Here is a 24,171-nt window from a genome sequence, read left to right on the forward strand (position 1 = left end):
CGTACACAACGTTGCGTACGGGTGTACACAACGGCTGCCCGGCTCCGGATGACGGGACCGTCGCGGGCGCCGAGAGATCGATGTGCATACGGCTCGTTCCAAACCCCTGCTCCAACGCCCCTGTAACCACTAGTGTTTCAGCGTTCACATACCGGGCCTTCGCAGCCGCGGCTGTCGTCACGTGATGCCGCTGGAGGATCAGCGCATGCCAGAAAACAAGTCCCGGCCGCCTCAGGAGCAACCTTGGGAGAACGGCTGGGCCCCGGACACCTCCCGGGCACCGGGAACGCGCCGCCTCTGGCTGGCGGGCGGGATGGCGGTGGCGACGATCGTCGCCTGTTTCACGGCAATTGCCGTGACGGACAGGGCACCTGACGCGCAGACGCGCTCGGCACCGGCCGACGACACCGCGTCGGTCCCCGGCCTGATCTCCTTCGCCACCCCGTCGCAGACACCCCCGGAAGGCAAGAGTGGTCTGTCGACAGCCGAGGCGACGACGAAGGCACCCCGCCGCCCGGATGCCGACACGCCCAAGCCCGCGCCGGAGCCGAAGCCGAAGCCGTCCAAGTCGACTTCCGGCGAGGGCAGTTCACCCGACGCCCCGAAGCCCCCGGCCACCACCTGGCGGTCCGTCCGCTCGGTCAACTATCCCGACCGCTACTGGCACCCGAGCGGCGGCTACGTGAAGCTGGACGCGGTCAGTGGCTCGGAGAGCCGCGCGGACTCCACCTTCGAACTGGTCAAGGGCCTGGCCGACGCCTCCTGCTATTCCTTCGCCACGGCCGACGGCGCCTACCTGCGCCACCGCAACTTCGTCCTGCGCTCCGAACGCAACGACGGCTCGGCCCTGTTCAAGCAGGACGCCACCTTCTGCGCCCGCTCAGCGGCGTACTCGGGCGCGGTCATGCTGGAGTCGGTCAACTACCCGGGCCGTTTCCTGCGCCACGAGAACTTCCAGCTCCGCCTGGATCCGTACGAGCACAGCGGCCAGTACCTGGCGGACTCGGCGTTCCGGTTGGTGGCGGGGCTGGCCTGAGCCCGGACGCGCGAGTGGCCCCCGGCGAAACCGCCGAGGGCCACTGCACAGTCGTACGGACGAACTCAGACGTTGAATCCCAGCGCCCGAAGCTGCTCACGACCGTCGTCCGTGATCTTGTCCGGGCCCCACGGCGGCATCCACACCCAGTTGATGCGCAGCTCGCTGACGAGGCCGTCCGTGGCGGACTTGGCCTGGTCCTCGATGACGTCCGTCAGCGGGCAGGCCGCCGAGGTCAGGGTCATGTCGAGCGTCGCGATGTTCGCGTCGTCGATGTGGATGCCGTAGATCAGGCCGAGGTTGACGACGTCGATACCCAGCTCGGGGTCGACGACGTCGTACAGCGCCTCACGGACCTCTTCTTCCGAGGCCGGCTTCATCTCCACGGTGTCACTCATGCCGTCTTCCTTTCGGCGTCGGCTCCGCCCAGCACCTGGGCCGTCGCGTCCTTCCACGCCATCCAGCTCAGGAGGGCGCACTTGACCCGGGCGGGGTACTTGGAGACTCCGGCGAACGCGACCGCGTCCTCCAGCACCTCCTCCATCGCGTCGTCCGGCTCGATCCGGCCCTTGGACTGCATCAGCTCCAGGAAGGTCTCCTGGATCTTCTGGGCGTCCGCGAGGTCCTTGCCGACCAGCAGTTCGTTCAGTACGGACGCCGAGGCCTGGCTGATCGAGCAGCCCTGGCCCTCGTACGAGACGTCCTCGATCTTGGTGCCGTCGTACTTCACGCGGAGGGTGATCTCGTCGCCGCACGTCGGGTTCACGTGGTGTACCTCTGCGTCGCCATCCCTCAGACCACGCCCGTGCGGGTTCTTGTAGTGGTCCAGGATGACTTCCTGGTACATCGAATCCAGCTTCATGCGATCGCTCGTCCCGTCCCGTCAGCCGAAGAAGTTCCGTACGTGCTCCAAGCCGTCCACCAGAGCGTCGATCTCGGCCGGCGTGGAGTACAGATAGAACGACGCTCGCGTGGTCGCAGGAATTCCGTAGCGCAGGCAGACCGGGCGGGCGCAGTGGTGGCCGACCCGGACCGCGATGCCCTGCTCGTCGAGGACCTGGCCCACGTCGTGCGGGTGGATGTCGCCGAGCGTGAAGGAGATCGCGGCGCCGCGGTCCTCGGCCGTGGTCGGGCCGATGATCCGCAGGTCCGGGACCTCCCCCAGCCGCTTCACCGCGTACTCGGTGAGCGCGTGCTCATGGGCGAGGATCCTGTCCATGCCGATCGAGTTGAGGTAGTCGATCGCCGCGCCGAGACCGATCGCCTGCGAGATCGGCGGCGTGCCCGCCTCGAACTTGTGCGGGGCGGGAGCGTACGTCGACGAGTGCATCGACACCGTCTCGATCATCTCGCCGCCGCCCAGGAACGGGGGCAGGTCCTCCAGCAGCTCCTGGCGGCCCCAGAGGACGCCGATGCCGGTCGGACCGCACATCTTGTGGCCGGTGAAGGCCACGAAGTCGGCCTGGAGCGACTGCACGTCCAGCGGCATGTGCGGCGCGGCCTGCGAGGCGTCGATGCACACCAGCGCGCCGACCTCCTGCGCACGGCGCACTATCGCCTCGACCGGGTTGAGGGTGCCCAGGATGTTCGACACTAGCACGAAGGAGACGATCTTCGTCTTCTCCGTGATGACCTCGTCGATGTTGGACAGGTCGAGGCGGCCGTCGTCGGTGAGACCGAACCACTTCAGCTTCGCGCCCGTGCGCTGCGCGAGCAGCTGCCACGGCACGATGTTGGAGTGGTGCTCCATCTCCGTGATGACGATCTCGGTCTCGTGGTCCACCCGGTAGGGCTCGTCGGCCCAGCCGAGCATGTTCGCCACGAGGTTGAGCGACTCGGAGGCGTTCTTGGTGAAGATCACCTCGTTGCGGCTGGGCGCGTTGATGAACTCCGCGACCTTGTCGCGCGCGCCCTCGTACAGCGCCGTGGCCTCCTCGGCGAGGACGTGCACGCCACGGTGGACGTTGGCGTTGTGCTGCTCGTAGTACTCGGAGAGCACGTCGAGCACCTGGCGCGGCGTCTGCGAGGTCGCCGCGTTGTCCAGGTACACGAGCTTCTTGTCGCCGTGGACGACGCGGTCCAGGATCGGGAAGTCCTTGCGGAGCGCCTCGGTGTCGAGGAGGCCCGGCAGCTGTGTCACGCGGATGCGCCACCCTTCGTGTAGGCCTCGTAGCCCTCGTTCTCCAGCTTGTCCGCGAGCTCGGCGCCGCCGGACTCGACGATGCGGCCGCCGGAGAAGACGTGGACGTAGTCGGGCTTGATGTAGCGCAGGATGCGCGTGTAGTGCGTGATCAGCAGGGTGCCGACCTCGCCGGTCTCGCGGACGCGGTTGACGCCCTCGGAGACGATGCGAAGGGCGTCGACGTCCAGACCGGAGTCCGTCTCGTCGAGGATCGCGACCTTCGGCTTGAGCAGCTCCAGCTGGAGGATCTCGTGGCGCTTCTTCTCACCGCCGGAGAAGCCCTCGTTGACGTTGCGCTCGGCGAAGGACGGGTCCATGTTGAGGCGCTCCATGGCCTCCTTGACCTCCTTCACCCAGGTGCGCAGCTTGGGGGCCTCGCCGCGGATGGCGGTGGCGGAGGTGCGCAGGAAGTTGGAGACCGAGACGCCGGGGACCTCGACCGGGTACTGCATGGCGAGGAACAGGCCGGCGCGGGCGCGCTCGTCGACGGACATCTCCAGGACGTCCTCGCCGTCGAGGGTGACGGTGCCGCCGGTGATCGTGTACTTCGGGTGACCCGCGAGGGAGTAGGCGAGGGTCGACTTGCCGGAGCCGTTGGGGCCCATGATGGCGTGCGTCTCGCCCTGCTTCACGGTGAGGTCGACGCCCTTGAGGATCTCCTTCGTGGCGTTGTCGGCCTCGACGGTGACGCGCAGGTCTCGGATTTCAAGCGTTGCCATGGGTGCCTCAGGACTCCTGGTTGAGGGAGACGAGAACATCGTCCCCTTCGATCTTTACGGGGTATACGGGGACGGGGCGCGTCGCGGGGAGGCCGGACGGCTTGCCGGTGCGCAGGTCGAAGCTGGAGCCGTGCAGCCAGCACTCGATCTGGCAGTCCTCCACCTCGCCCTCGGAGAGCGAGACGTTCGCGTGGGAGCAGATGTCGTAAATGGCGAACACCTCCCCCTCGGTCTGCACGACCGAGACCGGCGTGCCGTCGAGTTCCACCCGCTTGGGGGTGTCCTCCTCCAGCTCGCTCAGCCCACAGGCGCGTACGAAAGCCATCAGACCGTGGCCTCCAGCTCCTCGTCGATCTTCACGAGGAGGCGCTCTTCGATGTCGTCGACGCCGATCTGCTGGACCAGCTCGGCGAAGAAGCCGCGCACGACCAGGCGACGGGCCTCGTCGGCCGGGATGCCGCGGGCCATCAGGTAGAAGAGCTGCTCGTCGTCGAAGCGGCCGGTCGCGGAGGCGTGGCCGGCGCCGACGATCTCGCCGGTCTCGATCTCCAGGTTCGGCACGGAGTCGACACGGGCGCCGTCGGTCAGAACCAGGTTGCGGTTCATCTCGTACGTGTCCGTGCCCTCGGCCTTGGCCTCGATGAGGACGTCACCGATCCACACGGCGTGCGCGTCGTCGCCCTGGAGCGCGCCCTTGTAGGCGACGTTGGACTTGCAGTGCGGGGTGTTGTGGTCGACCAGGAGGCGGTGCTCCTGGTGCTGGCCCGCGTCGGTGAAGTAGAGGCCGAACAGCTCGGCCTCGCCACCGGTGCCGGCGTAGGCGACACGCGGGTGGAGGCGTACGAGGTCGCCGCCGAAGGTGACCACGAACGACTTGAAGGTGGCGTCCCGGCCGATCAGCGCGTTGTGCTGGCCCACGTGCACGGCCTTGTCGTCCCAGTCCTGGACGGAGACGACGGTGAGCTTGGCGCCGTCGCCCAGGATGTAGTCGACGTTGGCGGCGAGCACCGCGTCACCGGTGTGGTCGATGACGACGACGGCCTCGGCGAAGGCTCCGAGCTCCACGACCTGGTGGCCGTAGGCGACCCCGCCCTCGCCGTGCACGGCGATACGGATCGGCTCGGTGAGGACCGTCTCCTTGGGGACGGTGACGACACCGGCCTTCTCGAACGCCGAGTACGCCTGGGCGGCGACGCGGTCCACGGGGGTGCCCGCCTTGCCGAGGCGCGCGTCGTCACGGCCGACGGTCTCGACGGTGACGCCCTCGGGGGCCTCGACGGTGACCTGGAGGCCGTCGCCGGTCGCCACGGCGGTGCCGTCGTGCAGCCCGCGCAGGCGCTCCAGCGGGGTGAACCGCCACTCCTCCTCGCGGCCGTGCGGGACCGGGAAGTCCGCGACGTCGAAGGACGGGGGCGCGCTCATGCGCGTGGCGACGGTCGACTCGGCGGCCACCGCGATCTGGCCCGCGGTGGTGGACCCCACGGGGATGTTCTGAGCCTCAGCCATGGCTGTCGGTCTGCTCTCTTTCCTACGTCAGTTGAGATCCTCGGCCCGCCCGCGAGGCGGGCCGCTACTGCTGGGGGGCGGGTCTTAGCCGACCGCGCCTTCCATCTGCAGCTCGATCAGCCGGTTGAGCTCGAGGGCGTACTCCATCGGCAGCTCCTTGGCGATGGGCTCGACGAAGCCGCGCACGATCATCGCCATCGCCTCGAACTCGCTCAGACCGCGGCTCATCAGGTAGAAGAGCTGGTCCTCGGAGACCTTGGAGACGGTGGCCTCGTGGCCCATGGACACGTCGTCCTCGCGGACGTCCACGTAGGGGTACGTGTCGGAGCGGGAGATGGTGTCGACGAGCAGCGCGTCGCACAGCACGTTGGACTTCGAGCCGTGGGCGCCCTCGCCGATCTCCACCAGACCGCGGTAGGAGGTACGGCCGCCACCACGCGCCACGGACTTCGACACGATGTTGGAGGACGTGTTCGGCGCCATGTGGACCATCTTGGAGCCGGCGTCCTGGTGCTGCCCCTCGCCCGCGAAGGCGATGGACAGGGTCTCGCCCTTGGCGTGCTCGCCCATCAGGTAGACGGCCGGGTACTTCATCGTCACCTTGGAGCCGATGTTGCCGTCGATCCACTCCATGGTCGCGCCCTCGTAGGCGACGGCGCGCTTGGTGACCAGGTTGTAGACGTTGTTCGACCAGTTCTGGATGGTCGTGTAGCGGCAGCGGGCGTTCTTCTTGACGATGATCTCGACCACGGCGCTGTGCAGCGAGTCCGACTTGTAGATCGGGGCCGTACAACCCTCGACGTAGTGCACGTAGGCACCCTCGTCGACGATGATCAGGGTCCGCTCGAACTGGCCCATGTTCTCCGTGTTGATCCGGAAGTAGGCCTGGAGCGGGATCTCCACGTGGACGCCCGGCGGGACGTAGATGAAGGAGCCGCCCGACCACACGGCGGTGTTCAGCGACGCGAACTTGTTGTCACCGACCGGGATGACGGTCCCGAAGTACTCCTTGAAGAGCTCCGGGTGCTCCTTCAGGGCCGTGTCGGTGTCGAGGAAGATGACGCCCTGCTCCTCCAGGTCCTCGCGGATCTGGTGGTAGACGACCTCGGACTCGTACTGGGCCGCGACACCGGCGACGAGGCGCTGCTTCTCCGCCTCGGGGATGCCGAGCTTGTCGTAGGTGTTCTTGATGTCCTCGGGCAGGTCTTCCCAGGACTCCGCCTGCTTCTCCGTGGAGCGTACGAAGTACTTGATGTTGTCGAAGTCGATACCGGAAAGGTCCGAGCCCCAGTTCGGCATGGGCTTCTTGTCGAACAGCCGCAGGCCCTTGAGACGAAGCTTGGTCATCCACTCCGGCTCGGACTTCTTCGCGGAGATGTCCTTGACGACATCCTCGCTCAGACCGCGCTTCGCAGAGGCGCCGGCTTCGTCGGAGTCGGCCCAGCCGTATTCGTACTTACCCAGACCCTCGAGCTCAGGGTGGGCAGTCTCCTCGATGGGGAGAGTCATGCGGGGTTCCTCCCGGCCGTGCTTGCAGATGCGTTGTCGCTATGAACTTGCGTGTGGGAAATCTTTGGGATGAACGTCGTGCAGACGCCGTCGCCGTGCGCGATGGTCGCCAGTCGCTGGACGTGCGTTCCGAGCAGCTCGGCGAAGATCTCCGTCTCCGCCTCGCACAGCTGTGGGAACTGCTCCGCCACGTGGGCGACCGGGCAGTGGTGCTGGCACAGCTGCTCGCCTTGTTGCGGGAGGGGTGCGCTGCGCGCCGTAGCAGCGTACCCGTCCACGCTCAGGGCCTTGGCCAGGGCTTCGGTGCGCTCGTCCGGGCTGACGGCCTCGATCGCCTTGCGGTACGCGCTCGCCTGGGCGGCGATCCGGGCCCGGGCGAAGGCGGCGACCGCCTCCTGCCCGCCCTCGCGCTCGGCGATCCACTTCAGGGCGTCCGCGGCGAGCTTGTCGTACGACTGGTCGAAGGCGTCGCGGCCGCAGTCGGTGAGCGCGAAGACCTTGGCGGGACGGCCACGCGTACGCGTGCCGTACACCCGCTGCTCCCGGGCCTCCACGACATCGTCCACGACCAGCGCGTCCAGATGCCTGCGTACGGCGGCCTGGGTCAGTCCCAGCCGGCCGGCCAGCTCGGCGACGGTCGACGGCCCGTGGTCCAGGATGGACCGCGCGACCCGGTTGCGCGTGGAGCGGTCCGAGCGCAACCCAGCCGCGAGCTCCTCCTGAGGGGTCCCCATGGGGGTCTCCCGAGCCTCGCCGACGTTTTTCACAACGCCATTGTTGCGTAATTCCTCAAAGCCAGGCAAGCCGCGTCCGGATCCCTCGACGGTGCCCTGCGTCACTTAGGCATACCTAATCTGACCTGCGGAAATGATCTTTGATCGATCAATTCGGTGGCGCCGCCGGGCTCCCTCCGGGACACTCCCGAACCATGTCGACACCCCCTCCGACCGGCCCTCTTGTCACCCGAGACACCCTCGCCGCACAACTGCGCGAGCTAGGCGTCCGAAGCGGTGAAACGCTCCTCGTGCACTCCTCCCTCAGCTCCCTCGGCTGGGTCTGCGGAGGAGCCGTCGCGGTCGTCCAGGGACTGCTCGACGCGCTCGGCCCGGACGGCACGCTGGTGGTCCCCACGCAGACCGGCGACCTGTCGGACCCGGCGGTCTGGAGCAACCCGCCGGTGCCCGAGGAGTGGTGGGACACGATCCGGGCGACGATGCCCGCCTACGACCCCCTCGTCACGCCCGCGCGCGGGGTCGGCGTCGTCCCGGAGACCGTACGGACCTGGCCGGGCGCCCTGCGCAGTGCGCATCCGCAGACCTCCTTCGCCGCCCTCGGCCCGCGTGCCGCGGAGATCGTCGAGGGGCACGCCCCCGACTGCCGCCTCGGCGAGCGCAGCCCGCTGGCCCGGCTGGAGGCGCTCCACGCGCGCGTGCTGCTGCTCGGCGCCGGTTACGACGCGTGCACCGGCTTCCATCTGGCCGAATACCGCATCGCCTCGCCGCTGGTGAAGGTGGGGCGGCCGGGGCCCACGGGCTGGGAGGTGGTGACCGAGCTGTCGATCACCTCGGACCGGTTCGACGAGCTGGGCCATGACTTCGAGCGGGACCGTCCCGTCGTACGCGGGAAGGTGGGCGCGGCCGACGTAAGGCTGTTTCCGCTGGCGGAGGCGGTGGCGTACGCGCAGCGGTGGCTGGAGATACACCGGCCCCGCGCCGAGGAGATCTGAGCCGGGCCGTGGGGGGGGAGATCCGAACCCGGCCGCTTGGGTCACCGGCCGCGTACCTAGACTCTGGAGCCATGCGAACTGAGCCCGTGGTCCAGGTCCAGGCCCTGGTGAAGCGGTACCGCGACAAAACCGCGGTGAACGGCCTTGACCTGGTGGCCCGGGCCGGTGTCACCGCCGTCCTCGGACCCAACGGCGCGGGCAAGACGACGACCGTCGAGACCTGCGAGGGGTACCGGAAGCCGGACTCCGGCACGGTGCGCGTCCTGGGCCTCGACCCGGTGAGACAGTCCGGCGAGCTGCGGCCGCGCATCGGCGTGATGCTGCAGTCCGGCGGCGTCTACTCGGGCGCGCGGGCGGACGAGATGCTGCGGCATGTGGCGAAACTGCACGCGCACCCCCTGGACGTCGACGCCCTCATAGAGCGGCTCGGCCTTGCCGGCTGCGGCCGGACCACGTACCGCCGTCTCTCCGGCGGTCAGCAGCAGCGGCTGGCGCTCGCCATGGCCGTGGTCGGCCGCCCGGAGCTGGTGTTCCTGGACGAGCCGACCGCCGGGCTCGACCCGCAGGCCCGCAGGGCGACCTGGGACCTGGTCCGGGACCTGCGCGCGGACGGCGTCTCCGTGATCCTCACGACCCACTACATGGACGAGGCCGAGCAGCTCGCCGACGACGTCGCGATCATCGACGCCGGCCGCGTCATCGCCCAGGGCTCCCCGGAGGAGCTGTGCCGGGGCGGCGCCGAGAACACCCTCCGCTTCGGCGGCCGCCCCGGCCTGGACGTGGGCTCCCTGCTGAAGGCCCTGCCCGCCGACTGCGCGGCCGCCGAGCTGACGCCGGGTTCGTACCGGGTCGTCGGCAAGGTCGACCCGCAGCTGCTCGCGACGGTGACGTCGTGGTGCGCGCAGCACGGGGTGATGCCGGAGAAGATCTCCGTGGAGCGGCACACCCTCGAAGACGTCTTCCTGGAGCTGACCGGCAAGGAGCTGCGTTCGTGACCACCGTCGGTACGGGTGCGTACACCCCGAAGCCAGGGGCGGCCCCCCTCCCCCGCATGATCGGGGCCCAGGCGGCGCTCGAGACGAAGATGCTGCTGCGCAACGGCGAGCAGCTGCTCCTGACCGTCGTGATCCCCACCCTCCTGCTGGTCCTCTTCAGCTCGGTGGACATCGTCGACACGGGCGCCGGCGAGGCCGTCGACTTCCTGACCCCGGGCATCCTCGCGCTCGCCGTGATGTCGACGGCGTTCACGGGCCAGGCGATCGCGACAGGCTTCGAGCGCCGGTACGGCGTGCTGAAGCGGCTGGCCTCCTCGCCGCTGCCCCGCTGGGCCCTGATGACGGCGAAGACGGCGTCGGTGCTGGTCACGGAGGTCCTGCAGATCCTCCTGCTGACGGTGATCGCCTTCGCGCTGGGCTGGTCGCCGCACGGCAGCCCGGCAGCCGTCGTCCTCCTGCTGGTCCTGGGGACGGCCGCCTTCTCGGGTCTGGGCCTGCTGATGGCCGGCACCCTCAAGGCCGAGGCCACCCTGGCCGCCGCCAACCTGGTCTTCCTGCTGCTGCTCGTCGGCGGCGGGGTCATCGTGCCGCTGGACAAGTTCCCGCCCGGCGCGCAGGACGTCCTCGGTCTGCTGCCGATCTCGGCCCTGTCGGACGGGCTGCGTGACGTGCTCCAGCACGGGGCCGGGATGCCCTGGGGCGACCTGGGGATTCTGGCCGTGTGGGCGGTCGTCGGGCTGGCGGCGGCGGGGAAGTTCTTCCGCTGGGAGTAGACCGGGGCAGGCCTCCCGGGGACCCTCGTGAAAGCGTGCACAAGCGGCCGCCTACGATAGGGCGCGTGCCAAACGTGACCCGCGCCGACGCCGTAGCGGCCGTGCGCAACCCGCTCGCCTTCATCGCCGCACGCTGGACCCCGACCCCGAGGACGGTCCAACGGGCGGCCCTCTCCGCGCTCGTGATGTCGGTGCTCATCGTGGTCACCGGCGGTGCGGTACGGCTCACCGGTTCCGGCCTCGGCTGCCCGACCTGGCCCAAGTGCACCGACGACTCCCTCACCGCCACCAGCGAGATGGGCTTCCACGGTGCCATCGAGTTCGGCAACCGCATGCTGACGTACGTGCTGTGCGCCGCCGTCGGCTGGGCGATCATCGCCGCGCGCTCCGAGAAGCCGTACCGGCGCGGCCTGACCCGGCTGGGCTGGGCGCAGTTCTGGATCGTGATGAGCAACGCGGTGCTCGGCGGCATCGTCGTCCTGGTCGGCCTCAACCCGTACACGGTCGCGGCCCACTTCGTGGCGACGTCCGCCCTCATCGCGGTGGCCACGGTGATGTGGCAGCGCACCCGGGAGGGCGACGCGGCGCCGCGTCCCCTGGTCGGCAAGGCGGTGCAGCAGCTGGTGTGGGTCCTGGTCGGGGCCTCGGTGCTGCTGATCCTGGTCGGCACGGTGGTCACCGGCGCGGGCCCGCACGCGGGCGACTCCAGCGAGGTCGAGCGGATGCCGGTCGACTGGGAGAACGTCACCAAGCTGCACGCCGTGCTGGCCTGGATCGTGGTCACGCTGACGTTCGCCCTGTGGTTCGTCCTCAAGGCGGTCGACGCCCCGAAGGGCCCCCTCAACCGCACCCGCGACCTCTTCCTGATCCTCCTCGCGCAGGGCGTCATCGGCTACGTCCAGTACTTCACGGACCTTCCGGAGGTCCTGGTCGGCCTGCACATGTTCGGCTCGGCCGTGACGTGGATCGCCGTGCTGCGCGTGCTGATGTCCCTGCGGGAACGGCCCGAGGCGGAACTGCCCGACCTGCCCGTTCAGTCGTACGAGGCCACGAGCGCGTCGATCGCCGGCCCCAGGTAGGCCCGGGTCAGACCGGCCCTGCGCGCCGCCCACTCCTCGGTCGGCGGCGCGGCGTCGTCGTCGTAGCGGCGCCTGCGGATGTCCTCGACCACCTCCACGGACGCCCCGAGGCCGGGCAGCAGCTCCAGGGCCTCCCGCTTGGTGATCAGGCGGCCGTCGCGCAGGGTGACACTGGCCCGCGCGAAGGTGATCAGCCCCAGGGCGACCCAGACGTCCCGCGTCCACAACGGAGCGTTGTCGACGGCCGGCCGCCAGAAGTCGCGCTGGTCGCGTACGACGAAGTCGCCGAGCTCCCGGTCCGAAACCGGCGGCAGCAGGGCGGCGGGGGCCCGCCCGTGCAGCACTCGTCCGAAGGCGTGCAGCTCGCGCCGGGTCACCGCGGTCACCGGCCGTCTGAACAGCTCCTCGTGTGCCCAGGTGAGATGGCGCCGGCCGGGCTCACCCGCCGTGTCGGGCGTCAGGTACGTGCAGTGCAGCTGCGCGGCGAGCGGCTCGGCCCTCAGCCGGGCGTGGAGCTTCGCCAGCCGCCAGACGGTGCGGGGCGTGAGCGGGCCGTCCAGTACGGCGATCAGGTCAAGGTCGCTGCGGCCCTCCTGGTAGTCGCCGCCGGCGAGCGAGCCGTGCGCCCAGACGGCGAGGGGAGCGAGCGGCTCCAGCTCCGTGAGAAAGCGGTCGAGTAAGGCATCCGTCAGCATCCGCCCAGTCTGTACGGCTCACTCCAGCCCGTACACCCGGCGCGCGTTCCCCGCCGCCACCATCCCCGCCACCCGTTGCGCGTCCGCCAGCGACCACGCCCCCTCGGCCACCCAGCCGCCGAGCACCCGGCCGAGGGCCTCGCGGAAGAGCTGGGCGCCCACCACATGCAGTTCGGGCAGGCCCTGTGCCCCGCTGGAGAAGAGGATCTTGCCGAAGGGGGCCAGTTCCAGGATCTCGGCGAGGATCGTGGCCGCGCGGGCGCCCGTGCGGATGAGGGCGGCGCCCGAGTCGGCGTAGACGTGCGAGAAGACGCCGGCCAGGTGGGCGGCGTGGCGGTGGTACGGGTAGCCGTGCAGCAGGATCAGGTCGGTGCCGAGGCCGGCCGTCGAGCGGACGAAGTCCGTCAGCAGTACCGGGTCCGTGCGGTCGATGCGCAGGCCCGGCTCCCCGAGCCCCGCGTGCAGCTGGAGCGGCAGTCCGGACGCCACGGCGATCCACAGCAGGTGCCGTAGCAGCACCGGGTCGCTCAGCTCACCGCCGACGGTGCGGGCCGCCAGCCAGCGTCCCGCCGCGCCCCGCACCTCCCCCGGTCCCGGCGGCTCCGGCGCGAGGGCGAGGCCGTGCCGTACGCCCGCCACGGAGGTGAAGGCCACCGCGTTCCCCGCGGCGCCGTGCACCGACTCGGCGAGGTTGGCCAGGAAGGACTCCACGGTCCCTGAGGTGTCGGCGACCTGTTCGGCGAGGAGTTCGAGGCGCACGATCTCGTGGGCGTCGGCGGACGCGGCCGACGCCATCTCCGGGGGGCCGGTGAGGTCGCCGGGCAGGCCGGTGTCGATCAGATACGTCGTGATGCCGCTGCCGCGCAGCAGACGCCGGCCCGCCTCCAGTACGCCGAGTTCACGGCGCCTGGCCAGATAGCGGGCGGGCGGGCAGTGCGGTTCCAGGCCGAGCAGCGGGGGGCACCAGCGGCGTACGGCGAAACCGGTCTGGGTGTCGAAGAGCGTGGTGCCGGGAGCCGGTGGGCCCTCGGTGCGGGCCAACTGGGCCTCGAAGGTGCCGAGGCCCAGTTCCGTGCGCAGTACGCCGTGGCAGTACTGGTCCACGAGGGACGGCGTGTCGATCATCCGGGCTCCCCGTGGGCTGGACCGTGTGTTCCTCACAGGTCCTAACGGGTGAACCGGGCATCAGGTGTTGGTGTCACACACCCCATGCGAAACGTCGACAGGTATCAGCCGTTGCTCGGTCCACCGATCTGGATGCCCGCCATGCGGCTCCACTCGTACGGGCCGGTCTTCACCTTGGCCGCGAACTCGCCGTCGAAGGACTCGTGGCGCGTGACTCCGGCCTTCTCGACCGCCTTCTCGGCGATCTCGTACGACGGTGCCACCAGGTCGCCCCAGCCGCCGTCCTCACCCACGAGGACGATCCGGGCGCCGCGCTGTCCGATGTACGCGACCTGGGCCTCGGCGCCGCCGTGGGACTTCGCGAAGGTGTTGATCTGCTTGGCCAGCTTGGCCACCTTGTCTGCCATGGCCAGGATGCTACCGACGAGTAGATCGAATGGCGACGGGCGGGGCGAGTGACCCGTGCCTCAGAGCGCCTACCTCAGGAAGGGATCCACCGCGACCGCCACGAACAGCAGCGACACATACGTGATCGACCAGTGGAACAGGCGCATCTCCTTCAGCTTCGCGCCCGTCACCTCCGCCTTCGCGCGGTTCTGCAGCGCGTGCGCCTCCCACAGCCACCAGCCGCCCGCGCCCAGCGCGACCGCGGTGTAGAACCAGCCCGTGTAGCCGAGCGGCTGCAACAGCAGCGACACCGCCACCATCACCCAGCTGTAGATGACGATCTGCTTGGCGACGACCTTGTTGGAGGCCATGACCGGGAGCATCGGCACGCCCACGCGCGCGTAGTCGTCCTTCACCTTCATGGACAGCGGCCAGTAGTGCGGCGGCGTCCAGAAGAAGATCACCATGAAGAGGATGAGCGGCGCCCAGGTGAGGGAGTTCGTGACGGCCGTCCAGCCGATCAGCACCGGCATGCAGCCCGCGATGCCGCCCCACACGATGTTCTGCGACGTACGGCGCTTGAGGATCATCGTGTAGACGACGACGTAGAAGAGGAGCGCGCCGAGGGAGAGCCAGGCGCTCAGCCAGTTGACGGTGAGGCCGAACAGCAGCGTCGAGACGACCGCCAGCGTGATGCCGAAGGCCAGGCACTCGCGCGGGCTGACCATCCCGGTGACCAGCGGGCGCTGCGAGGTGCGGTCCATGAGCGCGTCGATGTCACGGTCGATGTACATGTTCAGCGCGTTGGCGCCGCCGGCCGAGAGGTAGCCGCCGATGCAGGTGAGGAGCACCAGGCCAAGGTCGGGCACGCCCTGCTCGGCCAGGAACATCACCGGAACGGTGGTGATCAGCAGCAGCTCGATGATCCGCGGCTTGGTCAGCGCCACGAACGCCTTGACCCGGGCCCCGATCGGCCGCCGGCTCGGGCTCTGGCTCGTCCCGATAATCCCCGCTGGACGGGATTCAACGGCCGTCACGCACACCCCTGACAGAGACATCCCAGCAAGCCTCCCCGTGTGAAGTCCCGGTAAAGGCTCGCGCGTACCACGCCACTGTAGACGTTGCCCAGACCCGGACATTCGCGGGGGTCGGGTCGTGTTGGGCGGCGCTGTCGGAAGAGCTCCCCGGCACTCTGTTGAGCACTCGGACGAGCGGCTGCGTATTCAGTTGCCGAATGCGATCCAGCCCAGTGGGGAGGCGGATCCCCGCGAGTCCCGGCAGTCTGGAATGACTCGAAAAGACGCACGTACTTACGGGGGTAGGCTCGACCACGGCCGGGGCGCCCCGTGCACCGGCATTCGACATGCGTGACATGTGGAGAGGAGCCCTGACCCAGGGTGAGCACCAAGCCGACCACCACAGACCTCGAGTGGACCGAGTTGGACCAGCGGGCCGTCGACACCGCCCGCGTCCTGGCCGCCGATGCCGTACAGAAGGTCGGCAACGGCCATCCGGGTACGGCGATGAGCCTGGCGCCTGCCGCCTACACCCTCTTCCAGAAGGTGATGCGGCACGACCCGGCCGACCCGGAGTGGGTCGCGCGCGACCGCTTCGTGCTGTCCGCGGGCCACTCGTCCCTGACCCTCTACACCCAGCTGTACCTGGCCGGCTTCGGCCTGGAGCTGGACGACCTGAAGGCGTTCAGGACGTGGGGTTCGAAGACCCCCGGTCACCCGGAGTACGGCCACACCAAGGGCGTCGAGACGACGACCGGCCCGCTCGGCCAGGGTGTCGCCAACGCCGTCGGCATGGCCATGGCCGCCCGCTACGAGCGCGGTCTGTTCGACCCGGAGGCCGCCGAGGGCACCTCGCCCTTCGACCACTTCGTCTACGTCATCGCCGGTGACGGCTGCCTCCAGGAGGGCATCTCCGCCGAGGCGTCCTCGCTGGCCGGCCACCAGAAGCTCGGCAACCTGGTCCTGCTGTGGGACGACAACCACATCTCGATCGAGGGCGACACCGAGACGGCCGTCTCCGAGGACACCGTCAAGCGGTACGAGGCGTACGGCTGGCACGTGCAGCGCGTCGCCCCGAAGCCGGACGGCGACCTCGACCCGCACGCGCTCTACAACGCGATCGAGGAAGCGAAGAAGGTGACGGACAAGCCGTCCTTCATCGCCATGCGCTCGATCATCGCCTGGCCCGCCCCGAACGCGCAGAACACCGAGGCCGCCCACGGCTCGGCACTCGGCGACGACGAGGTCGCGGCCACCAAGCGTGTCCTCGGCTTCGACCCGGAGCAGAGCTTCGAGGTCTCCGAGGCGGTCATCGCCCACACCCGCCAGGCCCTCGACCGCGGTCGCCAGGCGAAGGCCGAGTGGGAGAAGCAGCTCCAGGAGTGGCGCAACAGCAACCCGGAGCGCGCCGCCGAGTTCGACCGCGTCAGCAAGGGCGAGCTGCCCACCGGCTGGGAGGAGAAGCTCCCGGTCTTCGAGCCCGGCAAGGGCGTCGCCACCCGTGCCGCGTCCGGCAAGGTGCTCCAGGCCCTCGGCGCGGTCATCCCCGAGCTGTGGGGCGGCTCCGCCGACCTGGCCGGCTCCAACAACACGACGATCGACAAGGACAGTTCGTTCCTGCCGGCGGACAACCCGCTGCCGGAGGCGAACCCCTACGGCCGCACGATCCACTTCGGCATCCGCGAGCACTCCATGGCCGCGGAGATGAACGGCATCGCGCTGCACGGCAACACCCGTATCTACGGCGGCACCTTCCTCGTCTTCTCCGACTACATGCGCAACGCCGTGCGTCTGTCGGCGCTGATGCACCTGCCGGTGACGTACGTGTGGACCCACGACTCCATCGGGCTCGGCGAGGACGGCCCGACCCACCAGCCCATCGAGCACCTCGCCTCGCTGCGCGCCATCCCCGGCCTCAATGTCGTCCGCCCGGCGGACGCCAACGAGACCGCGGTCGCCTGGCGCGAGATCCTCAAGCGCTACACGAAGGTCTTCGGCAAGGGCGCCCCGCACGGTCTGGCGCTGACCCGTCAGGGCGTGCCGACGTACGAGCCCAACGACGATGCCGCCAAGGGCGGTTACGTCCTCTTCGAGGCGTCGAACGGGACTCCCGAGGTCGTCCTCATCGCCACCGGTTCCGAGGTGCACGTCGCCGTCGAGGCGCGCGAGCAGCTGGAGGCCGACGGTGTGCCGACGCGGGTCGTGTCCATGCCGTCCGTGGAGTGGTTCGAGGAGCAGGACCAGGGGTACCGGGACAGCGTCCTGCCGCCGTCGGTGAAGGCGCGGGTCGCGGTCGAGGCCGGGATCGGTCTGACCTGGCACAAGTACGTCGGGGACGCCGGCCGCATCGTTTCCCTGGAGCACTTCGGTGCTTCCGCCGACGGCAAGGTCCTCTTCCGCGAGTTCGGCTTCACTGCCGAGAACGTGGCCGCGAAGGCCCGGGAATCCCTCGCCGCTGCCCAGCGCTGACGCTCATATACGACACGTAGGAGATGTAATTCCATGACAGACGCACTCAAGCGCCTCTCCGAGGAGGGCGTCGCGATCTGGCTGGACGACCTGTCGCGCAAGCGGATCACGTCCGGCAACCTCGCCGAGCTGATCGACCAGCAGCACGTCGTGGGCGTCACCACCAACCCGACGATCTTCCAGAAGGCGATCTCTTCCGGGGACGGTTACGAGCAGCAGCTCGCGGACCTCGCCGCCCGCAAGGTCACCGTCGAAGAGGCCGTTCGCATGATCACGACGGCGGACGTCCGCGACGCCGCCGACATCCTGCGCCCTGTCTTCGACGCCACCGGCGGCCAGGACGGCCGGGTGTCGATCGAGGTCGACCCGCGGCTGGCGCACCACACCAAGGCGACGGTCGCCGAGGCCAAGCAGCTGGCCTGGCTGGTGGACCGGCCCAACACCCTCATCAAGATCCCGGCCACCAAGGCGGGCCTGCCGGCCATCACCGAGGTGATCGGCAACGGCATCAGCGTCAACGTCACGCTGATCTTCTCGCTCGAGCGCTACCGCGAGGTCATGGACGCGTACCTCGCGGGCCTGGAGAAGGCCAAGGCCAAGGGCCTGGACCTGTCGCTGATCCACTCCGTGGCGTCCTTCTTCGTGTCCCGCGTGGACACCGAGATCGACAAGCGGATCGACGCGCTGGGCACCGACGAGGCCAAGGCCGCGCGCGGCAAGGCCGCCGTCGCCAACGCCCGGCTCGCCTACCAGGCGTACGAGGAAGTCTTCTCGACCGACCGCTGGAGCGTGTTGGAGAACGCGGGCGCCAACAAGCAGCGTCCGCTGTGGGCCTCCACCGGCGTGAAGGACCCGGCCTACAAGGCCACCCTGTACGTCGACGACCTGGTCGCGCCGAACACGGTCAACACCATGCCGGAGGCCACTCTTCAGGCCACCGAGGAGAGCGGCTCGATCACCGGCAACACCATCGCCGGCACCTACGCGCAGGCCCGCGCGGACCTGGACGCCGTCGAGAAGCTCGGGATCTCGTACGACGACGTGGTCCAGGTGCTGGAGGACGAGGGCGTCGAGAAGTTCGAGGCGTCCTGGAACGACCTGCTGAAGTCGACCGAGGCGGAGCTCGAGCGCCTCGCCCCCTCGGAGGGCTGATCCCTTGCCACCCTTTACCGTCACGGAAGCGAATCCGCTTCGTGACGCCGCCGACCGACGGCTCCCGCGTATCGCGGGGCCGTCGGGCCTGGTGATCTTCGGCGTTACGGGCGATTTGTCACGTAAAAAGCTGATGCCCGCCGTGTACGACCTCGCCAACCGGGGTCTGCTGCCGCCGGGCTTCTCGCTGGTCGGCTTCGCCCGCCGCGAGTGGGCCCACGAGGACTTCGCACAGGAGGTCCACGACGCGGTCAAGGAGCATGCCCGCACCCCCTTCCGCGAGGAGGTCTGGCAGCAGCTCATCCAGGGCATGCGGTTCGTCCAGGGCACCTTCGACGACGACGACGCCTTCGAGCGGCTGCGCGGCACCATCGAGGAACTGGACAAGGCGCAGGGCACGGGCGGCAACTTCGCCTTCTACCTGTCGGTGCCGCCGCGCTCCTTCCCGGTGGTCATCCAGCAGCTCAAGAAGCACGGCCTGGCCGACCAGACGAGCGGCTCCTGGCGCCGCGCGGTCATCGAGAAGCCCTTTGGCCACGACCTGAAGTCCGCCGAGCAGCTCAACAAGGTCGTCCACGAGGTCTTCGCCCCGGACCAGGTCTTCCGCATCGACCACTACCTGGGCAAGGAGACCGTCCAGAACATCCTGGCGCTGCGCTTCGCCAACACGATGTTCGAGCCGATCTGGAACCGGTCCTTCGTGGACCACGTGCAGATCACCATGGCCGAGGACATCGGCATCGGCGGCCGCGCCGGCTACTACGACGGCATCGGCGCCGCCCGTGACGTCATCCAGAACCACCTGCTCCAGCTGATGGCCCTGACCGCCATGGAGGAGCCCGCCTCCTTCGACGCGGACGCGCTGGCGGCGGAGAAGACCAAGGTGCTCGGTGCCGTACGGCTGCCGAAGGACCTGGGCCGGGACACCGTGTTCGCGCAGTACGCGGCCGGCTGGCAGGGCGGCGAGAAGGCGGTCGGGTACCTCCAGGAGGAGGGCACCGACCCCAAGTCGAAGACCGACACGTACGCCGCGATCAAGCTGGGGATCGACAACCGCCGCTGGGCGGGCGTCCCCTTCTATCTGCGCACCGGCAAGCGGCTCGGCCGCCGCGTCACCGAGATCGCGGTGGTCTTCCAGCGCGCCCCGCACTCCCCCTTCGACACGACGGCCACCGAGGAGCTGGGCCAGAACGCGATCGTGATCCGCGTCCAGCCCGACGAGGGCGTCACGGTCCGGTTCGGCTCGAAGGTGCCGGGCACCTCGATGGAGATCCGGGACGTGTCGATGGACTTCGCGTACGGCGAGTCCTTCACGGAGTCCTCGCCCGAGGCGTACGAGCGGCTGATCCTCGACGTCCTGCTCGGCGACTCCAACCTCTTCCCGCGCACCGAGGAGGTCGAGCTGTCCTGGAAGATCCTCGACCCGATCGAGGAGTACTGGGACAAGCACGGCAGGCCCGCCCAGTACCCGTCCGGCACCTGGGGCCCCGTCGAGGCGGACGAAATGCTCGAGCGAGACGGACGGAGCTGGCGTCGGCCATGAAGATAGACCTCACGGACACCACGGCCAGCAAGATCAACAAGGCACTGGTGCAGGGTCGCCGCGCCATCGGCACGCCGGCCGTCGGCATGGTGCTCACGCTGGTCATCGTCACGGACGAGGAGAACGCGTACGACGCCCTGAGGGCCGCGAACGACGCCTCGCACGAGCACCCCTCGCGCACGCTGGTGGTCATCAAGCGCGTCTCGCGCTCGCCCCGCGACCGTACGCAGTCCCGGCTGGACGCCGAGGTGCGGGTGGGCGCCGACGCGGGCAGCGGCGAGACGGTGGTGCTGCGGCTGTACGGCGAGGTGTCCGACCATGCGCAGTCCGTCGTCCTGCCGCTGCTGCTGCCGGACGCCCCGGTGGTGGTCTGGTGGCCGGTGAACGCCCCGCTCGACCCGGCGAACGACCCGCTGGGCGCGCTGGCCCAGCGCCGCGTGACCGACACCTACGCCTCGGAGCAGCCGGTGCGGGAGCTGTCGGCGCGGGCGGACACCTACACACCGGGCGACACGGATCTCTCCTGGACCCGTATCACGCCGTGGCGTTCGATGCTGGCGGCGGCTCTGGACCAGGTGGTCTGCGAGGTGAAGGCCGTTGAGGTGGAGGGCGAGGAGTTCAACCCGAGCTGTGAGCTGCTGGCGATGTGGCTCGCGGACCGGCTGGACGTGCCCGTGAAGCGGTCGCTGTCGTCGGGCCCCGGTCTGACGGCGGTCCGGATGGACACCGACTGCGGCCCGATAGTGCTGGACCGGGCGGACGGCTCCCTGGCGACCCTCTCCATCCAGGGCCAGCCGGACCGTGCGGTGGCGCTGAAGCGGCGGGAGACGGCCGAGCTGATCGCGGAGGAGCTGCGGCGGCTCGACCCGGACGACACGTACGCGTCGGCGCTGCGGTTCGGGGTGGAGCGGCTGAACTCGGTGCCGGCTTCGGCGGTTCGGGGCGCGGAGGCCGCCGAGGCCGCGGTGGCCAAGGCTGTGCAGGCCGTGGCCCTGGCCGAGGCTGCCGTTGCGCGGGCCGAGGAGTCTCCGGCCGAGGAGTCCCCGGCCAAGGAGGAGCCTTCGGCCAAAGGGGAATCTCCGGCCAAAGGAGAATCGGTCGGAGCGCCCGCCGAAATCGCTGCGAAAGCATCCGCGAAGGAAGCGACGGCGCAGGAACCGGTGACGAAGGCGGCGGCGAAGTGAGTACTCCTCAGCTGGTCGTGCACCACGACAAGGAGCTGATGGCGCAGGCCGCGGCGGCCCGGCTGATCACGAAGATCGTGGACGCCCAGGCCTCCCGGGGCTCGGCGTCCGTGGTCCTCACCGGCGGCCGCAACGGCAACGGCCTGCTGGCCGCGCTCGCGGCCGCCCCCGCCCGGGACGCCATCGACTGGACCCGGCTGGACCTCTGGTGGGGCGACGAACGCTTCCTCCCCGAGGGCGACCCGGAGCGCAACGTCACGCAGGCCCGCGAGGCCCTGCTGGACACGGTGCCGCTGGATCCGAAGCGCGTGCACGCCATGCCCGCGTCGGACGGCCCGTTCGGCACGGACGTGGAAGCGGCGGCCGCGTCGTACGCGGAGGAACTGGCGAGGTCGGCGGGCCCGGAGAACCACGGCTCGGTCCCCACCTTCGACGTCCTCATGCTGGGCGTGGGCCCCGACACCCACGTCGCCTCGCTGTTCCCGGAACTCCCCGCGGTGCGGGAGACGGAGCGCACGGTCGTCGGCGTCCACGGCGCCCCGAAGCCCCCGCCGACCCGTGTGACCCTCACACTCCCGGCGATCCGGGCGGCACGTGAGGTGTGGCTGCTGGCGGCCGGCGAGGACAAGGCGCAGGCCGCGGCGATCGCCCTGTCGGGCGCGGGCGAGATCCAGGCGCCGGCGGCCGGGGCGTACGGCCGCGCCAGGACGCTCTGGCTGCTGGACGCGGCAGCGGCGTCGCAACTGCCGAGGTCGCTGTATCCACCGGCGTCCGCGTGAACGCGCTCGGGCCCTCGCTTCCCGGTGAAGCGAGGGCCCGACGCACATGCGCTGCTTCTCAGCGCTGCTTCTCTGCGCTGCTTCCCCGCGCTACTTCACCGACCCGGCCATCACTCCCTGCACGAAGTGCCGCTGGAATGCGAAGAACACGACCACCGGCACCACCAGCGACACGAACGCCCCCGGCGCCAGCACATCGATGTTGCTGCCGAACTGCCGTATCTGTGACTGGAGTTCCACCGTCAGCGGCTGCGACGCGCTGTCGGCGAACAGCAACGCCACCAGCATGTCGTTCCACACCCACAGGAACTGGAAGATGGCTAGCGAGGCGATGGCCGGCCGCCCCACCGGCAGCACCAGCCGGGTGAAGATCCGCCACTCGGTGCCGCCGTCCATCCGCGCCGCCTCCAGCATCTCCTTCGGCATCTCGGCGAAGTAGTTGCGCAGCAGGAACACGGCGAAGGGCAGCCCGTACGCCACGTGGAAGAGGACGACGCCGGGAATCGTGCCGAACAGCCCCAGCTGGCCGAAGAGTTTGGCGACCGGCAGCAGCCCGATCTGCACGGGCACCACCAGCAGCGCCACGACGACCAGGAAGATCGCCTCCCGTCCGGGGAAGTCCAGCCACGCGAAGGCGTACCCGGCGAGTGCCGCGAGGACGACCACCAGCAGGGTCGTCGGCACCGAGATCAGCACGGTGTTCCAGAAGGCCTGGGTGATCCCGGCGTTCCCCAGCAGCGTCGAGTAGTTGTCGAAGGACAGCTGGCCGGGACTGGTGAACACCGTCCACCAGCCGCCCTTGGCCGTGTCCTCGGCGGACCGCAGCGACGACAGGAACAGGCCGGCCAGCGGCGTCAGCCACACCAGCCCGATCACCACCAGAAACGCCTGGACCAGTGAGTTGCCCAGGCCGCGCCTGACCGCGTTCATCGCTGACTCCCTCGGAAGCGGCGGACGTTGAAGACCATGGCCGGGATGACCAGCAGCAGAAGCAGTACGCCCAGTGCGCTGCCGAGCCCCTGGTTGTTGCCGCCGCCGAACGACACCAGCCACATCTGCGTCGCGAGCACGGTCGCGTCCTCCTGCACCGGTCCGGGCGCGATGATGTAGACGAGGTCGAAGACCTTCATCACATTGATGACGAGGGTGACGAACACGACCGTGAGCACCGGTGCCAGCAGCGGCACCGTGATCCGCCGGAAGATCTGCCACTCGTTCGCGCCGTCCATCCGCGCCGCCTCCAGCGCGTCCCGGGGGAGGGCCGCGAGACCCGCGCCGATCAGGACCATCGCGAAGCCGGTCCAGATCCACAGGTACGCCCCGATGATCGCCGGCGTGACGAGCGTCGGCCCGAGCCAGGAGATGCCCTCGTAGGGAGCGGCGAAGTTCGAGGCCGGCAGCTTCACCGTGTACGAGCCCTCGTCCAGCCCCTCGAAGCGGAAGGAGCCGTCGGACGCCGTGGTCGTCGAGGCGACCGCCTTCCCGGCCTGCACCGCCTCGACCGTCATCTCCGGCAGCCCGTTCTCCCGCCGGTCGACCTTGCCCTGCTGCCCTCCCCCACCGGGTGTGAAGTCGAGGTACACGACGCCGCGCAGCTCACCGGGGCTCGCCTTGTGCCCCGCCGCCGCGTACGCCGGCTCGGTGCCCCCGGGCAGGTCGTCGGGGAGCACACCGACGAGGCCCAGCGTCACCGCCTCGCCCGGGGAGACGCTCGCGCTCGTGCGGTACGAGCCGTCCGTGCCCTTCGTCAGCCCCTGCCCGTCGCGCGCCCGGGCCGTCGGGTACGTCGACGTGCCCTGGAAGGCGTCGTGCACGGAGACGGCGGCGGCGTTCAGTACGCCCTTGTCGGGGTCCTCGTCGTACGCGAGCCGGAAGATGATGCCGGCGGCGAGGAAGGACACGGCCATCGGCATGAAGAGCAGCAGCTTGAACGCGGTCGCCCAGCGGACCTTCTCCACCAGCACGGCCAGGATCAGGCCGAGGCCGGTCAGCAGAGCCGGGGCCACCACCACCCAGATCGTGGTGTTGCGGATGGCCTTGAGGGTGGCCGGGTCGCGGAACATCTCGGAGTAGTTCTCGCCGCCCACGAAACGGGTGCCGGAGGCGTCGAAGAAGCTGCGTCCGACGGAGAAGAGGACGGGGTAGACGACCAGGGCACCGAGCAGGAGCAGTGCGGGGAAGACGAAGAGCAGGGCGATGATCCGGGCGCGCCGCCGGGTGCGCCGGCTGCGCGCCTTCCCGGCGCCCGCGGCGGGCGCCGGGTTCGTCTCTTTCACGAGTGTTGCGGTCATGACCG

Annotated in this window: 24 protein-coding genes; 10 read left to right on the forward strand and 14 right to left on the reverse strand. The window is 69.6% G+C overall.

Annotated elements, in window-relative coordinates:
- The first annotated feature begins 205 nt into the window (after window positions 1-205).
- On the forward strand, window positions 206-1,036 hold the full coding sequence (locus tag PBV52_RS10735; protein WP_274238084.1) for an AbfB domain-containing protein: 831 nt from the start codon (window positions 206-208) through the stop codon (window positions 1,034-1,036).
- Between the two features lie 65 nt (window positions 1,037-1,101).
- Here PBV52_RS10735 and PBV52_RS10740 read toward each other — a convergent pair whose 3' ends face one another.
- From PBV52_RS10740 to PBV52_RS10775, 8 genes are all read right to left on the reverse strand, one after another.
- Entirely contained in the window at window positions 1,102-1,434 is a 333-nt protein-coding gene (locus PBV52_RS10740; RefSeq protein ID WP_057618336.1) for a metal-sulfur cluster assembly factor, read from the reverse strand.
- A complete protein-coding gene (gene sufU / locus PBV52_RS10745) occupies window positions 1,431-1,898 on the reverse strand; it encodes a Fe-S cluster assembly sulfur transfer protein SufU (RefSeq protein ID WP_062710285.1) in 468 nt (155 codons plus the stop codon). The genes PBV52_RS10740 and sufU overlap by 4 nt, the downstream gene beginning before the upstream one ends.
- A gap of 21 nt (window positions 1,899-1,919) precedes the next feature.
- Complete coding sequence (locus PBV52_RS10750; RefSeq protein WP_274238085.1) at window positions 1,920-3,176, reverse strand: cysteine desulfurase; 1,257 nt, start codon at window positions 3,174-3,176, stop codon at window positions 1,920-1,922.
- Complete coding sequence (sufC, locus tag PBV52_RS10755; protein WP_274238086.1) at window positions 3,173-3,937, reverse strand: Fe-S cluster assembly ATPase SufC; 765 nt, start codon at window positions 3,935-3,937, stop codon at window positions 3,173-3,175. Before sufC ends, PBV52_RS10750 begins: the two co-directional genes overlap by 4 nt.
- A gap of 7 nt (window positions 3,938-3,944) precedes the next feature.
- A complete protein-coding gene (locus tag PBV52_RS10760) occupies window positions 3,945-4,262 on the reverse strand; it encodes a non-heme iron oxygenase ferredoxin subunit (protein WP_234764573.1) in 318 nt (105 codons plus the stop codon).
- The gene (sufD, locus tag PBV52_RS10765) at window positions 4,262-5,443 is read right to left on the reverse strand and encodes a Fe-S cluster assembly protein SufD (RefSeq protein ID WP_274238087.1); all 1,182 of its coding nucleotides are present in this window, start codon (window positions 5,441-5,443) and stop codon (window positions 4,262-4,264) included. The genes PBV52_RS10760 and sufD overlap by 1 nt, the downstream gene beginning before the upstream one ends.
- Before the next feature lie 84 nt (window positions 5,444-5,527).
- Window positions 5,528-6,952, reverse strand: coding sequence for a Fe-S cluster assembly protein SufB (gene sufB / locus PBV52_RS10770; RefSeq protein ID WP_128437113.1), 1,425 nt, complete (start codon window positions 6,950-6,952; stop codon window positions 5,528-5,530).
- Entirely contained in the window at window positions 6,949-7,719 is a 771-nt protein-coding gene (locus PBV52_RS10775) for a metalloregulator ArsR/SmtB family transcription factor (protein ID WP_274238088.1), read from the reverse strand. The genes sufB and PBV52_RS10775 overlap by 4 nt, the downstream gene beginning before the upstream one ends.
- 161 nt (window positions 7,720-7,880) lie before the next feature.
- Here PBV52_RS10775 and PBV52_RS10780 point away from each other — a divergent pair, with 161 nt between their 5' ends.
- The 4 genes from PBV52_RS10780 to PBV52_RS10795 all read left to right on the forward strand — a co-directional run bounded on the left by PBV52_RS10780 (window position 7,881) and on the right by PBV52_RS10795 (window position 11,525).
- Complete coding sequence (locus PBV52_RS10780) at window positions 7,881-8,678, forward strand: aminoglycoside N(3)-acetyltransferase (RefSeq protein WP_274238089.1); 798 nt, start codon at window positions 7,881-7,883, stop codon at window positions 8,676-8,678.
- 71 nt (window positions 8,679-8,749) lie between these two features.
- The gene (locus PBV52_RS10785) at window positions 8,750-9,673 is read left to right on the forward strand and encodes an ABC transporter ATP-binding protein (protein WP_274238090.1); all 924 of its coding nucleotides are present in this window, start codon (window positions 8,750-8,752) and stop codon (window positions 9,671-9,673) included.
- Between the two features lie 56 nt (window positions 9,674-9,729).
- Entirely contained in the window at window positions 9,730-10,446 is a 717-nt protein-coding gene (locus PBV52_RS10790) for an ABC transporter permease (RefSeq protein ID WP_274249350.1), read from the forward strand.
- Window positions 10,447-10,511: 65 nt separating this feature from the next.
- Window positions 10,512-11,525, forward strand: coding sequence for a heme A synthase (locus PBV52_RS10795; protein WP_274238091.1), 1,014 nt, complete (start codon window positions 10,512-10,514; stop codon window positions 11,523-11,525).
- On the opposite strand, the gene PBV52_RS10800 is transcribed toward PBV52_RS10795, so the two are convergent.
- The 4 genes from PBV52_RS10800 to PBV52_RS10815 form a co-directional block, all read right to left on the reverse strand.
- Window positions 11,480-12,220, reverse strand: coding sequence for a nucleotidyltransferase domain-containing protein (locus PBV52_RS10800; protein WP_274238092.1), 741 nt, complete (start codon window positions 12,218-12,220; stop codon window positions 11,480-11,482). The genes PBV52_RS10795 and PBV52_RS10800 overlap by 46 nt on opposite strands.
- 18 nt (window positions 12,221-12,238) lie before the next feature.
- Window positions 12,239-13,345, reverse strand: a complete 1,107-nt coding sequence (locus tag PBV52_RS10805; protein WP_274238093.1) for an amidohydrolase family protein — start codon at window positions 13,343-13,345, stop codon at window positions 12,239-12,241.
- Window positions 13,346-13,449: 104 nt separating this feature from the next.
- A complete protein-coding gene (locus tag PBV52_RS10810) occupies window positions 13,450-13,752 on the reverse strand; it encodes a hypothetical protein (protein ID WP_274238094.1) in 303 nt (100 codons plus the stop codon).
- Window positions 13,753-13,821: 69 nt separating this feature from the next.
- Window positions 13,822-14,790, reverse strand: coding sequence for a heme o synthase (locus PBV52_RS10815; protein WP_373921844.1), 969 nt, complete (start codon window positions 14,788-14,790; stop codon window positions 13,822-13,824).
- A gap of 339 nt (window positions 14,791-15,129) precedes the next feature.
- On the opposite strand from PBV52_RS10815, the gene tkt reads away from it, so the two are divergent.
- The 5 genes from tkt to pgl are packed head-to-tail and all read left to right on the forward strand — an operon-like array spanning window position 15,130 to window position 21,875.
- On the forward strand, window positions 15,130-17,217 hold the full coding sequence (gene tkt, locus PBV52_RS10820) for a transketolase (RefSeq protein WP_274238095.1): 2,088 nt from the start codon (window positions 15,130-15,132) through the stop codon (window positions 17,215-17,217).
- A gap of 33 nt (window positions 17,218-17,250) precedes the next feature.
- Window positions 17,251-18,369 (forward strand): transaldolase, encoded by a 1,119-nt coding sequence (gene tal, locus PBV52_RS10825; protein WP_274238096.1) that lies wholly within the window; start codon window positions 17,251-17,253, stop codon window positions 18,367-18,369.
- A gap of 4 nt (window positions 18,370-18,373) precedes the next feature.
- Window positions 18,374-19,912, forward strand: a complete 1,539-nt coding sequence (gene zwf, locus PBV52_RS10830; RefSeq protein WP_274238097.1) for a glucose-6-phosphate dehydrogenase — start codon at window positions 18,374-18,376, stop codon at window positions 19,910-19,912.
- Complete coding sequence (gene opcA / locus PBV52_RS10835; RefSeq protein ID WP_274238098.1) at window positions 19,909-21,096, forward strand: glucose-6-phosphate dehydrogenase assembly protein OpcA; 1,188 nt, start codon at window positions 19,909-19,911, stop codon at window positions 21,094-21,096. The genes zwf and opcA overlap by 4 nt, the downstream gene beginning before the upstream one ends.
- On the forward strand, window positions 21,093-21,875 hold the full coding sequence (gene pgl / locus PBV52_RS10840; RefSeq protein ID WP_274238099.1) for a 6-phosphogluconolactonase: 783 nt from the start codon (window positions 21,093-21,095) through the stop codon (window positions 21,873-21,875). The genes opcA and pgl overlap by 4 nt, the downstream gene beginning before the upstream one ends.
- Window positions 21,876-21,965: 90 nt before the next feature.
- Here the strand turns inward: pgl and PBV52_RS10845 are convergent, their stop codons facing one another.
- Together PBV52_RS10845 and PBV52_RS10850 are read right to left on the reverse strand one after the other, a co-directional pair.
- Window positions 21,966-22,805: a carbohydrate ABC transporter permease gene (locus tag PBV52_RS10845; RefSeq protein ID WP_274238100.1), complete on the reverse strand. Its 840-nt coding sequence runs from the start codon at window positions 22,803-22,805 to the stop codon at window positions 21,966-21,968.
- Window positions 22,802-24,166, reverse strand: a complete 1,365-nt coding sequence (locus PBV52_RS10850) for an ABC transporter permease subunit (protein WP_274238101.1) — start codon at window positions 24,164-24,166, stop codon at window positions 22,802-22,804. The genes PBV52_RS10845 and PBV52_RS10850 overlap by 4 nt, the downstream gene beginning before the upstream one ends.
- Window positions 24,167-24,171: the final 5 nt, after the last annotated feature.

This window comes from Streptomyces sp. T12, assembly GCF_028736035.1.
Lineage (GTDB): Bacteria > Actinomycetota > Actinomycetes > Streptomycetales > Streptomycetaceae > Streptomyces.

What these genes read in the sequence shown, in the direction of transcription:
- PBV52_RS10735 (WP_274238084.1), top strand. Translation starts at nt 206, where the DNA reads ATGCCAGAAAACAAGTCCCGGCCGCCTCAGGAGCAACCTTGGGAGAAC.
- PBV52_RS10740 (WP_057618336.1), bottom strand. Translation starts at nt 1,434, where the DNA reads ATGAGTGACACCGTGGAGATGAAGCCGGCCTCGGAAGAAGAGGTCCGT.
- sufU (WP_062710285.1), bottom strand. Translation starts at nt 1,898, where the DNA reads ATGAAGCTGGATTCGATGTACCAGGAAGTCATCCTGGACCACTACAAG.
- sufC (WP_274238086.1), bottom strand. Translation starts at nt 3,937, where the DNA reads ATGGCAACGCTTGAAATCCGAGACCTGCGCGTCACCGTCGAGGCCGAC.
- PBV52_RS10760 (WP_234764573.1), bottom strand. Translation starts at nt 4,262, where the DNA reads ATGGCTTTCGTACGCGCCTGTGGGCTGAGCGAGCTGGAGGAGGACACC.
- sufD (WP_274238087.1), bottom strand. Translation starts at nt 5,443, where the DNA reads ATGGCTGAGGCTCAGAACATCCCCGTGGGGTCCACCACCGCGGGCCAG.
- sufB (WP_128437113.1), bottom strand. Translation starts at nt 6,952, where the DNA reads ATGACTCTCCCCATCGAGGAGACTGCCCACCCTGAGCTCGAGGGTCTG.
- PBV52_RS10780 (WP_274238089.1), top strand. Translation starts at nt 7,881, where the DNA reads ATGTCGACACCCCCTCCGACCGGCCCTCTTGTCACCCGAGACACCCTC.
- PBV52_RS10785 (WP_274238090.1), top strand. Translation starts at nt 8,750, where the DNA reads ATGCGAACTGAGCCCGTGGTCCAGGTCCAGGCCCTGGTGAAGCGGTAC.
- PBV52_RS10790 (WP_274249350.1), top strand. Translation starts at nt 9,730, where the DNA reads ATGATCGGGGCCCAGGCGGCGCTCGAGACGAAGATGCTGCTGCGCAAC.
- PBV52_RS10800 (WP_274238092.1), bottom strand. Translation starts at nt 12,220, where the DNA reads ATGCTGACGGATGCCTTACTCGACCGCTTTCTCACGGAGCTGGAGCCG.
- PBV52_RS10805 (WP_274238093.1), bottom strand. Translation starts at nt 13,345, where the DNA reads ATGATCGACACGCCGTCCCTCGTGGACCAGTACTGCCACGGCGTACTG.
- PBV52_RS10810 (WP_274238094.1), bottom strand. Translation starts at nt 13,752, where the DNA reads ATGGCAGACAAGGTGGCCAAGCTGGCCAAGCAGATCAACACCTTCGCG.
- PBV52_RS10815 (WP_373921844.1), bottom strand. Translation starts at nt 14,790, where the DNA reads ATGTCTCTGTCAGGGGTGTGCGTGACGGCCGTTGAATCCCGTCCAGCG.
- tal (WP_274238096.1), top strand. Translation starts at nt 17,251, where the DNA reads ATGACAGACGCACTCAAGCGCCTCTCCGAGGAGGGCGTCGCGATCTGG.
- opcA (WP_274238098.1), top strand. Translation starts at nt 19,909, where the DNA reads ATGAAGATAGACCTCACGGACACCACGGCCAGCAAGATCAACAAGGCA.
- PBV52_RS10845 (WP_274238100.1), bottom strand. Translation starts at nt 22,805, where the DNA reads ATGAACGCGGTCAGGCGCGGCCTGGGCAACTCACTGGTCCAGGCGTTT.
- PBV52_RS10850 (WP_274238101.1), bottom strand. Translation starts at nt 24,166, where the DNA reads ATGACCGCAACACTCGTGAAAGAGACGAACCCGGCGCCCGCCGCGGGC.